12 protein-coding genes are annotated in these 13,852 nt (G+C 53.8%); 8 read left to right on the top strand and 4 right to left on the bottom strand.

Features of this window, described 5'->3' with window-relative positions:
• The first annotated feature begins 52 nt into the window (after positions 1-52).
• Positions 53-2,095 (top strand): phenylacetic acid degradation bifunctional protein PaaZ, encoded by a 2,043-nt coding sequence (gene paaZ / locus LOS15_RS15675; RefSeq protein ID WP_263066950.1) that lies wholly within the window; start codon positions 53-55, stop codon positions 2,093-2,095.
• 101 nt (positions 2,096-2,196) lie between these two features.
• Here the strand turns inward: paaZ and LOS15_RS15670 are convergent, their stop codons facing one another.
• The 4 genes from LOS15_RS15670 to LOS15_RS15655 all read right to left on the bottom strand — a co-directional run bounded on the left by LOS15_RS15670 (position 2,197) and on the right by LOS15_RS15655 (position 5,978).
• A complete protein-coding gene (locus LOS15_RS15670; RefSeq protein WP_263066949.1) occupies positions 2,197-3,492 on the bottom strand; it encodes a TRAP transporter large permease in 1,296 nt (431 codons plus the stop codon).
• Positions 3,485-4,027 (bottom strand): TRAP transporter small permease, encoded by a 543-nt coding sequence (locus tag LOS15_RS15665; protein WP_263066948.1) that lies wholly within the window; start codon positions 4,025-4,027, stop codon positions 3,485-3,487. Before LOS15_RS15665 ends, LOS15_RS15670 begins: the two co-directional genes overlap by 8 nt.
• Positions 4,028-4,057: 30 nt before the next feature.
• Complete coding sequence (locus LOS15_RS15660; RefSeq protein WP_263066947.1) at positions 4,058-5,128, bottom strand: TRAP transporter substrate-binding protein; 1,071 nt, start codon at positions 5,126-5,128, stop codon at positions 4,058-4,060.
• A 361-nt stretch (positions 5,129-5,489) separates the two neighbouring features.
• On the bottom strand, positions 5,490-5,978 hold the full coding sequence (locus LOS15_RS15655) for a MarR family winged helix-turn-helix transcriptional regulator (RefSeq protein WP_263066946.1): 489 nt from the start codon (positions 5,976-5,978) through the stop codon (positions 5,490-5,492).
• Between the two features lie 455 nt (positions 5,979-6,433).
• Between LOS15_RS15655 and LOS15_RS15650 the strand changes: the two genes are divergently transcribed.
• From LOS15_RS15650 to LOS15_RS15620, 7 genes are all read left to right on the top strand, one after another.
• Positions 6,434-7,402, top strand: a complete 969-nt coding sequence (locus tag LOS15_RS15650; RefSeq protein WP_263066945.1) for an MBL fold metallo-hydrolase — start codon at positions 6,434-6,436, stop codon at positions 7,400-7,402.
• A 76-nt stretch (positions 7,403-7,478) separates the two neighbouring features.
• Entirely contained in the window at positions 7,479-9,209 is a 1,731-nt protein-coding gene (locus tag LOS15_RS15645) for an FAD-dependent oxidoreductase (RefSeq protein ID WP_263066944.1), read from the top strand.
• The gene (locus LOS15_RS15640; protein WP_263066943.1) at positions 9,196-9,396 is read left to right on the top strand and encodes a DUF2783 domain-containing protein; all 201 of its coding nucleotides are present in this window, start codon (positions 9,196-9,198) and stop codon (positions 9,394-9,396) included. Before LOS15_RS15645 ends, LOS15_RS15640 begins: the two co-directional genes overlap by 14 nt.
• A gap of 66 nt (positions 9,397-9,462) precedes the next feature.
• Positions 9,463-10,770 carry a homogentisate 1,2-dioxygenase gene (gene hmgA / locus LOS15_RS15635; protein WP_263066942.1) on the top strand — a complete coding sequence of 436 codons (1,308 nt, stop codon included), beginning with the start codon at positions 9,463-9,465 and terminating at the stop codon, positions 10,768-10,770.
• A gap of 74 nt (positions 10,771-10,844) precedes the next feature.
• The gene (locus LOS15_RS15630; protein ID WP_263066941.1) at positions 10,845-11,864 is read left to right on the top strand and encodes a fumarylacetoacetate hydrolase family protein; all 1,020 of its coding nucleotides are present in this window, start codon (positions 10,845-10,847) and stop codon (positions 11,862-11,864) included.
• 35 nt (positions 11,865-11,899) lie between these two features.
• Complete coding sequence (gene maiA, locus LOS15_RS15625; protein WP_263066940.1) at positions 11,900-12,544, top strand: maleylacetoacetate isomerase; 645 nt, start codon at positions 11,900-11,902, stop codon at positions 12,542-12,544.
• A gap of 84 nt (positions 12,545-12,628) precedes the next feature.
• Entirely contained in the window at positions 12,629-13,819 is a 1,191-nt protein-coding gene (locus LOS15_RS15620) for a multidrug effflux MFS transporter (RefSeq protein ID WP_263066939.1), read from the top strand.
• The last annotated feature ends 33 nt before the right edge of the window (positions 13,820-13,852 follow it).

Below are 13,852 nucleotides of genomic sequence, written 5' to 3'. Positions count from 1 at the left end.
TTGATCCTGATACCAATGCCTGATTCCAACAACATTTTCGGGAGAACGCTCAATGCCAGTTTTACAGAGTTACATTGCCGGCCAGTGGTTTGGCAGCACCGAGTCTAAAGCGCTGATCAGTGCCATCAACGGCACCACCGTTGCACATACTCACCAAGAAGCGATCGATTTCCGCGAAGCGGTGGCGTACGCCCGCCACACCGGCGTAAAAAATATCTTAGCGCTCGATTTCCAACAGCGCGCTGCCATTCTTAAGGCGCTGGCCGCCTATATCCAAGAGCGTAAGCGTGAGCTGTATGCTATCTCTCATCACACCGGCTGCACCAAGGCCGACTCTTGGATCGACATTGACGGCGGTTTCGGCACGCTGTTTACCTACGCCTCTACGGGCCGCAAAGAACTGCCTTCTGGTAACGTGGCCCATGAAGGCCCTGTGACGCAATTAGGTAAAGAGAACCATTTTAATGGCACCCACATTCTGGTGCCCCGTCGCGGCGTCTCGGTGCATATTAATGCCTTCAACTTTCCTATCTGGGGCATGCTAGAGAAATTCGCCCCCGCCTTTTTGGCGGGCATGCCATGTATCTTCAAGCCAGCCACCGCGACGAGCTACCTAACCGAAGCTGCGGTGCGCGTGATCAACGATTCTGGCCTGCTGCCAGAAGGCGCACTGCAGCTGGTGGTCGGCGGAGCCGGTGACTTATTGGATCACCTTGAAGAGCAGGACTTTGTCACCTTTACCGGCTCAGCAAACACCGCCTTAATGCTAAAAAGCCACCCCAACATTATGGCCAAGAGCATTCCGTTCAACGCCGAGGCCGACTCGCTCAACAGCGCGATCATGGCACCCGATATCAGCCCAGAAGATGAAGAGTTCGCGATTTTTGCCAAAGAAGTGGTCAAGGAAATGACCGCTAAAGCAGGCCAAAAATGTACGGCGATCCGTCGGGTACTGGTTCCCGCTGAGCATCTGGATACATTGGCAGGCATGATTAAAGAACGCCTCTCAAGCATCGTAGTGGGCGACCCTCATGAAGAAGGCGTGCGCATGGGTGCACTCTCCTCCGGCGACCAGCTGCGTGATGTGAACGAGGCTATCGAACAGCTGTTGGAAACCAGTGAGTGCGTTTTCGGCAGAGACGGCAACTTCAAGGCTGTCGGCAAGGGTGTGGAAAACGGCGCGTTTATTTCTCCTCACCTGCTCATCAACCGCAATCCGTTGAACGACGGCGGCGCACACGACATTGAAGCCTTTGGCCCGGTCGCGACGCTAATGCCTTACAACGGTATCGACGAAGCACTGGCAATTGCCGCCAAGGGCAAGGGCAGCCTGGTGACTACGCTAACCACCAAAACTCCCGCCATCGCTGCCGAAATGATTCCTGTGTTAGCCGCCCAGCACGGCCGCCTACAGATCCTCGATGCCCAGGCAGCCAAAGAATCGACTGGCCACGGCTCTCCGCTACCGATGCTCAAGCATGGAGGCCCAGGCCGCGCAGGTGGTGGCGAAGAGCTTGGTGGCATTCGTGCGGTACACCACTATCTACAGCGCACTGCTATCCAGGGGTCTCCAACCATGGTTGCAGCAGTCACCGGAGAGTATGTGCGTGGCGCGAAGGTGCTCGAAACTGACGTTCACCCGTTCCGTCGCCATTTCGATGACCTGCAGGTGGGCGAGTCACTGCTAACCCATCGCCGCACCGTCACTGAAGCCGACATCGTCAATTTTGGCTGCCTTTCCGGCGACCACTTCTACATGCACTTTGACGACATTGCCGCTAAAGAGACGCAGTTTGGCCAACGCATTGCCCACGGTTACTTTGTGCTGTCAGCAGCTGCGGGTCTGTTCGTTTACCCAGGCGAAGGCCCGGTACTAGCAAACTACGGCCTGGATACGCTGCGCTTTATTACGCCAGTGCTGGTTGGCGATACTATCCGCGCCCGCCTCACTTGTAAGCGCAAGATTGATCAGGGCCGAGCGTCTCCTGACGGGCACCCGCAAGGCGTGGTGATGTGGGATGTGGCGGTGACCAATCAACATGATGAGCTGGTTGCTAGCTACGACATCTTAACCCTGGTCGCAAAGCGCCAATAACGCCTCAGCCTCTATAGCCAGTCACGAAAGCAAGGCAAAAAAAATGACAGGGCCTACACCCTGTCATTTTTTGTGTCGTACGAAAAGTTAATAAAACCGCTTTAATAAAGCAGTCGTGGTAGGAACAGCACGATGGCGGGGAAGGTAAGCACCAACAACGCACGTATGGTACCCGCGACCCAGAAAGGAGTGACGCCACGGAAGATCGTGCCTGTGGATACGTCCGGCAATACGGCTCGCAGTACAAACACGTTCATACCAACAGGGGGCGTTATCAGGCTGATCTCGATGACGATAACCACCAGTATGCCGAACCACACCAAGTCATAACCCAGCCCCGCCACTACCGGGAAAAATACCGGCACTGTTAGCAGCAGCATCGACATACTTTCAAACACACAGCCCAGTACGACATAGATCGCGATAATCACCAGAATGACCACAAAAGGCGCCACATTCAGACCATTAACCAGTGCCAGCAAGTCATCAGGCAGCCCTGCACGGTTGATAAAGTTGGCGAAAATCAGCGCCGTTAGCACCACTGCAAACAGCATCGCTGTCGTGCGCACGGTGTCCATCAATACATTCATCAACACTTGAGGGGTCAGCGCCCGGCGCATTAGCGCGATTAAGAAAGCGCCCATCGCCCCTATACCGGCGGCTTCTGTGGGTGTAAATACGCCCAGGTAAATACCGCCAATCACGAGTACAAACAGCGCTAGCGTACTGCCTACGCTTTTTAGCGCCTTGATCCGCTCTGCCCATGGCACTCTTTCAGCCGCTGGGCCAGCGCTCGGGTCGCGCCAAAGTACCCATTTGATAGCGCCAATGTAGAGAAAAATGCCAAGAATACCGGGGATAAAGCCAGCCGCGAACAGCTCACGAATACTTGTTTCGGTTAGGATGCCGTAAATCACCAGCATGACGCTTGGCGGTATCAAGATACCCAGCGTACCGCCCGCCGCAATGGAAGCGGCAGCCAGCGAATCTTTATAGCCATATTTGCGCATTTGCGGCATAGCAACCCGGCCCATGGTGGCGCACGTTGCTAAGCTCGATCCGCAGATTGCACTAAACCCGCCACAAGCAACGATCGTCGCCATCGCCTGGCCGCCCTTACGATGCCCTAGAAAGCCATTCGATGCTCGAAACAAGGCATCGGATAATCCTGCATGAGACACAAAGTTGCCCATTAAAATGAACAACGGAATAACAGATAAGCCATAGTCCATGGCGGTATCTACCACCCGGCGTGCCGCCATTGCCTCAGCCGCATTCCAGTTACCGGTGAGTAGATAGAACCCGGCAAAGCCAACGATACCCATTGCAAACGCCAGAGGCACCCGCAAAAACACTAATATCAATAGAACAGCGAAACCGTACAGCGCTTCAGTCATGGGGCTCTCCTTTGCTCAATGGGCCACCTTTTTCAATTACCTTCAGCCCTTCGAGCAAATAGAAAACGGCTCGCATGAGGGTCAGCAATGCTGAGAGCGCCAGCATGATGGCGATCAAACCGATCAGATAGCCATGGGGTATACGAAGAAACTCAGTCACATCTCCCCAAGAAAACGCGCGTTCTGCCAGCGACCATACCCGCTGTGCCATCACCCAGAGAGCAGCAGTCACGATCAGGTTGACGATCACTTCACGTATCCAGACAAGCCTTGCTGGAAAAACAGCATCAAGCAGGTCAACACTGACATGCTCCTGACGCCAACAAACGACCGGTAGCGATAGGAACACCAACGCCGCTAGCATCAGCTGGGTTAATTCAACAGCACCAAGAATCGGGGAATTAAAAAAGTAGCGGCCGCCTACGTCAGCAGTGGTCAGCAGCATCATGCCAAAGAGGGTAGCGCCTGCCACCCCCTCTAACATCATCTGCAGAACCCGACTAACGCGCGTCGCACGTGCCATTTGGGTTTGCATGGTCGCTCTCCGTCCAGCGCTAGTGGGAACTTAGTTTGCGTCTGGTACTAATTCAGCAGGTACTAAGCTGCTGACGCTCTCTTCTTCCGCTGCTGCGATAAGCTGCTCGCGATAAAATTCGATAGCGGCCATCGCGTCCACGTTGCGGTTTTCTGAAGCAGACTCAGCCCACTCAGCAATCATGCTGTCGCTCATACTTTTTAGGGTATTAAGGTCTTCGTCACCGAGTTCAGTAAAGGTATGACCAAGCTCTTCGGCAAAGTCGACACCGCGCACATCAGAGACATCCATCATGTAGCCGAACAGGCGTGACAAACGCTCACCAGAGACAGATTCGACGGCTTCACGGTCCTCAGACGACATCTCATCCCAGATCATCGGATTAACGACGATAGTGAAACTACCGCGATAGAAACCACCATCCACTTTGAGGGTGTAGGGGAAAATCTCCGCGACACGGAAACTGCGCAGCCCTTCAGGCACCAGCATGGCACCGTCGATAACACCTTGTGAGCCTGCTTCGTAAACGCCTGTAGGCGGTAGTGCAACGCCGGTCAGCTCCAGGGCATTGGAGAGATCGCCCATTACGCCGCCGCCCACACGAATTCGCTTGCCTTTCATGTCTTCTAAGGTGTCGTACTGCTCGCTGCTGAAGATCCAGCCTGGACCATGAACACCCGCAGCCACTACATCAACGCCGCGGTGTTCGCCAGCGGCTGCCAAATATTCTTGGTGAGTGCGCCAGTAAGCGCTGGAGGCATTTTCTGATGAAAACTCTTGAAAGGTGGGGAATTCTGGAAGTTTGGTTAGCTGAAAGCGGCCTGTGTTATAGCCGTGGAAAACCCAAGTTGCATCAGCAATACCATCAGCGACCATTTCCATTTGGGAAACGGGAGGCCCCATATCATGTATCACGTCTACCGTTACGCGTCCTTCCGTGGCTTCTTCAATCCACGCTTTCCACGTTGGCCATACGATGGTGTTGATGCCGTGATTAGGGCCAGCCCAGGTACTCACGGTGATGGTTGTTTGTGCTAAGGCAGAGGTGCTTAGCGTTGCGGCGGCGATAGCACCAATCATCAGGTTTGTTGTTTTGTTCATTTGTCTTTCCTCTGGTCGTCGCGAACTGGGAGCGCAAAACGTGATACCTTATTTTTATAATAAAAAAAATACTCGAATCACGTTACTTATCACAATGCCTGCAGAAACGTGGATCGCGCAACGACCCATCGACTAATAGATGATGATACTTAAGTATAGTGATAAATTATTATTTTAAATTACAAATACTTACCTAAAATCAATTCGCCTTTTAGCAATTCATCATTGTGGCTATCGATCACTTTTCTAACTCACCTTTTTTGTTACACAATTTATTTCCAAAAGCCCATAAGCGACACGCCACAATCGAAAACAGCGTGATAACTGGCATAGAAAACCAAGAGAGCTGTGCATATGTGCTTTAGCCGATCCTCTCTAACTGCCGTTCAAGCTTACGCATTGTATTAAGTAGGTCACGGTATTCACCAACGCTCAGGGTCGACACTAGTTCGGCTTCCCACGCCTGGGCTTCGGGCACTAGCTTATTGAGTAACGCTTGTCCGGCTGTCGTTAGTTGTAAGTCATGTAACCGCTGATCCTGCTGTGAGGGCGTACGGTTGATTAGCCCACGCTCTTCTAGCGACTGAATAGCCCGAGACACGCGCGCCTTATCCATATTGGTATAGGCACAGACCTTCTTTGCCGTTAGATCATCGCAGTGGCTGAGCCACGCAAGCACGCGCCATTGCGCGATATTGAGCTGATAAGACTCAGCATAAAGTGCCTCAAGCGCTTGGCTGATCCGATCTGCTAAGCGATTCAGTTGATAGGGTAGAAACTGATTAAGGTCTAACTCTGCCCTGGCCGAAGATTGAGAGGATGACTCGCTGCCCGCTTTATCCATCGTCATGGTGTTTCTCCTAGAGCCGTCATTTATCGGTGGGGAGTAACAAAAATACAGCACGATAGCTGGGAATATGAGCACCAGCAACGCACCTATTACACACTAAGCCCACCTTTCGAAAGATCCCCTGGCGACATAATGACGGAAATAGTGGCGAAATAACGGCAAACACATCTAAAAACGCCACTGACATTATTTATCGTTAAATTAGCAAGCCTCTATAAAACTAATACTAAATGAAACACTGCCGCCATATGATCTCTCTTGCAACTAATTTAAAGATTTTGTTTATTAGACCTAGGTCTTATTTTGCAATAAATTGCTGTTTATTTGAGATTTATTGCGAATAACTTGCAGCACACAACCTAACGATCTTACAGCATGCTGGACATTTAGTTTCATAAGAAACTATCCTCCTGACATACAACGATCTGAATCACCCTGATAGCACCGGAGATACCATGAGCAAGAAATTCGCATCCCATGCCGATACCGAAGAGAAACAGATCAGTTTCACCAAGCTGGCAGAAGGGCTCTACGCTTACACGGCTGAAGGCGACCCCAACACCGGCATCGTGATTGGCGATGACAGCGTAATGGTTATCGACACCCAGGCAACGCCCATCATGGCTCAGGATGTCATCCGCCGTATCCGCGAGGTGACTGACCTGCCGATTAAACATGTGGTCATGAGCCACTACCACGCGGTGCGTGTTCTTGGCGCTTCGGCGTACGATGCTGAGAATATCTACGCCAGCCAGAACACCTACGATCTGATTGTAGAGCGTGGCCAGCAAGACTATGAATCAGAAGTTGGTCGCTTCCCGCGCCTGTTTAAAGGCGTCGATTCGGTCCCTGGTTTGACTTGGCCAACCATCGTCTTCCAGGAAAAACTAACCGTCTTCATGGGTGAGCGCGAGGTACAGATCATCCACTTGGGCCGTGGTCACACCAAGGGCGACACCATCGTCTGGTTACCGAAAGAAAAAATCATGTTTGCCGGTGACCTCGTTGAGTATGGTGCCACTCCTTATACCGGTGACGCTTACCACGAGTACTGGCCGGCCACGCTTGACCGCCTGCAAGCCATGCAGCCTCAAAAGCTGGTGCCCGGTCGCGGCGATGCGCTGCAAACTGCCGAACAGTGCCAGGAAGCCATTCAAGGCACCCGCGACTTCTTGAACGATATGTACGGCAGCGTCAAAGCCGGCAAGGCAGCGGGCAAATCGCTCTCCGAGTGCTACGCAGAAACGTACGCATTACTGAAGCCGAAGTATGGCCACTGGGTCATCTTCGATCACTGCGTGCCTTTCGATATTACTCGCTGCTATGACGAAGCCGGCGGCGAATACCCAGACCCCCGCATTTGGACGGCAGAACGCGATACCGCGATGTGGCATTCGCTGCAGGATGCTGTCGAAAATCAGTAAGTGCCTTAATGAGTGACACCCACTGATCACGCCCAGCGTCGGGTGCCTTGCACCTGACGCTGCAGGGGAGCAATAGATGCCAACTACCTATAAAAATCCTGTCTATCCTTACCGACGCCCGCCTGAACTCGATGCACAAGAAATGCGCCATTGCCCGGTGGTAATTGTCGGTGCCGGGCCCAGCGGCCTTGCCGCCGCTATTGATTTAGCTAAGCAGGGCATTCACTCCATTGTCCTTGACGACAACAACACCGTTAGCGTGGGCTCCCGGGCGCTGTGCTTTGCCAAGCGTTCACTGGAAATTGTAGACCGCCTGGGCTGCGTCGAGCCGATGCTTGAAAAAGGCGTCACTTGGCAGCACGGTCGCGTCTTCTTCCAAGACCGCGAAGTCTACGACTTCAACCTGCTACCCGAGGACGGCCATCGTATTCCGGCCTTTATTAATTTACAGCAGTATTACTTTGAAGAGTTTTTGGTCAATCGAACTCACGACTTTGCTGAACAAATTGACCTGCGCTGGAAACACGACGTTATCAAGGTTGATGCTCAGCCAGAACGTACCGCCATTAAAGTCGCCACTCAAGATGGTGATTATCAGCTGACCTGTGACTATCTTCTTGTTTCGGATGGCGCTAACAGCCGAATCCGCGACATGTTGGGCCTTGAGTGCAAAGGCCAGGTATTCCAAGACCGCTTCTTGATTGCCGATGTGGTGATGAAGGCAGACTTCCCTACAGAGCGCTGGTTTTGGTTTGACCCACCCTTCCACCCCAATCAATCGGTGTTGCTGCACAAAGAACCCGATAATGTGTGGCGTATCGACTTCCAGCTGGGCTGGGACGCTGACCCGGAAGAAGAGAAAAAAGAAGAGAACATTCGCCCACGGGTACAAGCCATGCTTGGACCAGACGTGGAGTTCGAGCTTGAGTGGGCCAGCGTCTACACCTTCCGCTGCCGAAAGATGGATAACTTTATTCACAACAGCGTGATATTTATGGGCGACGCGGCTCATCAGGTTTCCCCCTTCGGTGCCCGGGGTGCCAACGGCGCTCTGCAAGGCGTGGATAACCTGGCTTGGAAGCTTGCTCGAGTGCTCAAACAGCAAGCGCCAGCATCGCTTTTGACCACCTATAACACTGAGCGCCAGCACGGCGCGGCAGAAAACCTTCTTAACTCTACCCGCGCCACCGACTTTATTACCCCAAAGAGCCACATCAGCCACGTGTTCCGCGATGTGACGCTGGAACTAGCCGAGAAACACCCCTTTGCACGCAGCCTGGTCAACAGCGGCCGCCTCTCTATGCCGTGTCGCTATGACCACTCACCGCTCAATACGCCCGATGTGGACGGTGGCCCAAGCGAGCTGCGCCCTGGCAGTCCCATTAAAGACGCTCCTATTCAAATAGGCGAAGAGAGCGCTTGGCTGCTCAACCAGTTTGGCAATGGGTTTACACTGCTACTCGATGGCCGCGTTGATGAACAATACGCTGCTACTTTGTTGAACGACCTGGATACTCTGCTAGAGCGTCGCCCCGATATCAGCCTAGTGATCGTTGGCTCCACGCCGCAGGTGCTTAGCACGCTACCACGCACCACCGTGGTGGACGATGTTGAAGAACTCGTCACCCAGCGATACGGCCTGAAAGCAGGGGCTGGATACCTTATCCGTCCTGACCAGCACGTTACTGCTCGCTGGCACGCCGTCACTGCCCACCAGGTTGAAGACGCATTAGACCGCGCGCTGGGCGTTTATCTTGCGGGTACCGCTGACACTACCTTTCAGGAGCGTTGCCATGCCAAGGCTTGAATTAAATCCCAACTTTACTGACCCGGATGCTTTTTACGCGGCACTCACCGCTCTACACCGCGACCGCAGCGAAGCCGACAGCGAACGCATCAATGCGCGCTTGATTTTGCTACTGGCTAACCACATCGGCGACCAGGCGGTGCTGGAAGAAGCGATGTCCTATGCGGTGGGTGATGGCGATCAATAGCCGCGCCTTAGGTTTATAAAAAGGCAGGTTTATTAAAATAACGTTCAAATAAAGCAGGAATTAACAATGACTGAACAATTAAAGTATCAAAACGGCTTTCATAACCACTTTTCAACCGAAGCGCTGCCAGGGGCACTACCGATTGGGCAAAACTCACCGCAAAAGTGCGCTTACGGTTTATATGCAGAACAGCTTACTGGCTCCGCATTTACAGCACCGCGTCATCAGAACTTCCGTAGCTGGCTTTACCGCATTCGCCCTTCGGTGGTTCAAAGTGCTTACCAGCCACTAGAAAATAACAACGTACACACCGCCCCATTAGAGCGCCCAGCAGCCGACCCTAACCAAATGCGTTGGGACCCCGTTGCAATACCGGATGCACCGACTGACTTTATTGATGGTTTATTCACCATTGCGGTCAACGGAGATGCAGGCACCCAAGCTGGCGTGGGCGTACATGTTTATACGTTCAATGAAGACATGACCGAGCGTTTTTTCTACAACGCAGATGGCGAACTGCTCTTCGTTCCGCAGTTGGGTGCTATTCGTCTGCGCACCGAGTTTGGTGAACTTGAGATTGATAACGGTGAAATTGCTGTTATTCCCCGCGGCGTGAAATTCCAAGTGCGTAAAGCGCAGGGTGTCGACGCAGCACGCGGGTATATTTGCGAGAACTACGGCAGCCCGTTAGAGCTACCCGGTCTCGGCCCCATTGGGGCGAATGGTTTGGCAAACCCGCGTGACTTCCAAAGCCCAGTCGCGGCTTATGAATATCTAGAGGGTGACTACCGCTTAGTCGCAAAGTTCTCTGGTCGTTTCTGGGAAACTAAACTCAACCATTCGCCGTTAGATGTGGTGGCGTGGCACGGCAACTGCGCACCGTACAAATATAATCTCGCTAATTTTAACACCATCAATACGGTGAGCTTCGACCATCCGGACCCGTCAATTTTTACCGTATTGACGTCACCTTCCGATACGCCGGGAACGGCGAATCTGGATTTTGTTATCTTCCCACCGCGCTGGATGGTAGCCGAGAACACCTTTAGGCCGCCTTGGTTCCACCGTAACCTGATGAGCGAGTTTATGGGGCTTATCCACGGTGAGTACGATGCAAAAGCGGAAGGCTTCACCCCAGGCGGTGCCAGCCTGCACAACTCAATGTCGCCCCATGGCCCGGATGCTGAAACCTTTGAAAAAGCTTCCAACGCTGAGCTGAAGCCTCAGTTCCTAGGGGACACGCTGGCCTTCATGTTTGAAAGCCGCTACTTATTCCATCCGACCCCTGCGGCACTAGAGGCGGACTTCCGCCAACGTGACTATGTGGATGTTTGGTCGACGCTGCGTTCGCACTTCGACCCAAACAAGCCCTAACACTATCAAGCCCGAACACTATTATGACGAGTGGGGTTTGCCTGCCCCACCCTGACGACAAGGATTGAATAACCATGAAACTTGCAACACTTAATAAGGGCCGCGACGGAGAACTCATCATTGTTTCTCGCGACCTTTCCCGCGCGGTAAGCGCTGCTGATATTGCGCCCACACTTCAGTCGGCTCTTGAAAGCTGGGAAGCCGTTAGCCCGCAGCTTGAAGCACGCTATGCGCAACTAAACAGTGGCGACGCTGAAGGTGCTTTTGCGCTTGACCAGAGTGCCCTGCACTCCCCGTTACCGCGCGCCTACCAGTGGGCTGATGGCTCCGCCTATCTAAACCATGTCCAACTGGTACGCCAGGCACGTAATGCCGAGATGCCCGAAACCTTTTGGACTGATCCGCTCATGTACCAGGGTGGTGGCGACTGCTTCCTGGCACCTACCGAAGATATCGAAGCGGTGAGCGAAGAGCATGGTATTGATTTTGAGGGCGAAATCGCCGTCATTACCGATGACGTACCGATGGCCGTCACCCCTGAGGAAGCCGCCAAGCACATTAAGCTGGTGATGCTGGTTAACGATGTGAGCCTGCGTGGCCTGATTCCAGGTGAGCTCGCAAAGGGCTTCGGCTTTTTCCAAGCCAAGCCCGCCTCTTCTTTTTCGCCCATTGCGGTGACCCCGGATGAGCTGGGCGATGCTTGGCAAGAAGGAAAAGTACACCTGCCGCTGACCGTGCACCTAAATGATGAGAAGTTTGGCGAGCCAGAAGCTGGGCCAGATATGATTTTCAGCTTCCCACAGCTGGTTGCCCATGCGGCGAAAACTCGCTTTCTCGGCGCAGGCGCTGTGATTGGTTCGGGCACTGTTTCCAACCCAGACCCTGATGGCGGTCCTGGAAAGCCAGTGGCTGACGGCGGCGTAGGCTATAGCTGTTTGGCCGAAGTACGCATGGTTGAGCAGATTCTCCACGGCCAAGTAAAAACCCCTTTTATGCGTTTTGGCGACCGAGTGCGCATCGAGATGCTCGACCGCGATGGCAACAACATCTTTGGTACCATCGATCAGCAAGTCGTGAAGTACCAGCCCAAATAAGCAAGACCAGAAAGACAACATAAGGAAAAGGCAACATGACGACGCTTTACGGCTATTTCCGCTCGTCGGCTGCTTACCGGGTGCGCATCGCCTTGAACCTGAAAGGCCTGGACTATGACCAAATCCCGGTTAATCTGGTGAAAGGCGAGCAGCGTGGTGGCGAACAGCTGGCGCGCAACCCTCAGGGGATGGTGCCTAGCCTAGTGCTCGACGATAGCACCGTGGTTAACCAGTCGCTGGCAATCTGTGAGTATCTCGATGAGGCGCACCCAGAGCCTGCACTGCTGCCGGCTGACGCGTTAGCGCGCGCAAGAGTTCGTGCGCTTGCTCAGTCGGTGGCTTGCGAGATTCACCCACTCAACAACCTGCGGGTGCTCAAGTATCTCGTCAGGGAGCTAGAGGTGGATGAAGCGGCGAAGCTAGCCTGGTATCGCCACTGGATTACCGAGGGCTTCACAGCATTGGAGACAACGCTCTCAACTGACATGAATAGCGGTGACTTTTGCCATGGCGACACACCAACGCTTGCGGATATCTGCTTGATTCCCCAGGTGTATAACGCAGAACGCTTTGAATGCGATATGTCAGCGTATCCGACAATCCAGCGTATCGCTGCCCACTGTCGGTCACTGCCAGCCTTTGCAAAAGCCGCCCCAGAAGCGCAGCCTGACGCCAACTAGGTTATACTGAGCACGCTAACTATAAGCGGGCGCCTTTCCATCGGGAAGGCGCCCGTCTCGTGTCTAACCATAAGGAGTGAAAGGGTGCTAAAGCTGCCCTCTACCGCCACCGTCGTGGCCCTAGCTGCGGTGACTGCGCTCGGCCCACTGGCGACGGATATGTACTTACCCGCCATGCCCGCCATGGCAGAAGCACTAAACACTGGCCCAGACCGAATACAGCTCACCCTTAGCCTTTATATGGCTGGATTCGCCCTGGCCCAATTGCTGTGTGGCCCGATCTCTGATCGCTTTGGACGCCGGCCGGTGATGATCGCAGGATTATCACTGTTTCTTGCGGCAAGTCTACTCTGCGCCTGGGCACCGAATGTCGAATGGTTATTAGTAGGCCGCTTTTTGCAGGCCTTTGGTGGGGCAGCTGGCCCCGTGCTAGCACGCGCAGCGGTGCGCGATATTCATGGCCCCATCGAAGCCGGGCGTATCTTGTCGTATATGGCCAGCACCATGGCGCTCGCCCCGGCCTTAGCGCCTGTGGTGGGCGCTGGGTTACTGCTGTTTTTTGGCTGGGAATCAGTCTTCGTGGTGCTGGCGCTCTACGCGGCAGTGATGCTGGCGGTGCTCATTTTCATGCTGCCCGAACCCCTGGCGATAGAGCAGCGGCAGTCGATTCACCCAACGACCATACTGGCAAACTTTCGCCTGCTGCTGAGCCAACGTGCCTTTCTTGGCTACACCTTAGTGAACGCGGCCGCTTTTTCCGGGCTGTTCGCGTACCTTTCTGGCTCATCGTTTGTGCTCATCGAGTACATGGGCGTCGCCCCTACGTTGTATGGCGTGCTGTTCACGCTGATTGTCGCGGGTTTCTTCGTCGGCACACTGGTCAGCGGCCGGTATAGCCACCGCCTGGGGCGTGACCGCCTTATCACTTTAGGAACGGTGGTTTGTGCAACGGGAGGCGTCGTTATGGCGGGCTTAGCTGCCATGGGCGTTCATCACCCGTGGGCGGTAGTGGGACCGCATATGGTGTTTATGCTGGGGGTAGGTATTCTCATGCCGCAAACAATGGCCGGTGCGCTGGCACCCAACCCTCAGTGTGCAGGCGCGGCGTCTTCTTTATTTGGTTTCTTGCAGATGACGATTGCCGCTATAGTAGGTGGATTAGTCGGGCAATTCCACGACGGCAGCTCGCGCACCATGGCATTGACGATCGGGCTGATGGGGCTGCTCGCTTTGATAAGCCACTGGCTACTGGTACGCCGCCGAAAAGAAACTTAGTTGAATCAACTTTATCGCTACCAAGCCAAAGGC

This window comes from Halomonas sp. 7T (genome assembly GCF_025643255.1).
Lineage (GTDB): Bacteria > Pseudomonadota > Gammaproteobacteria > Pseudomonadales > Halomonadaceae > Vreelandella.
Note: the sequence above shows the minus strand (reverse complement) of the source record. Positions and strands in the feature narration are given on the sequence as shown.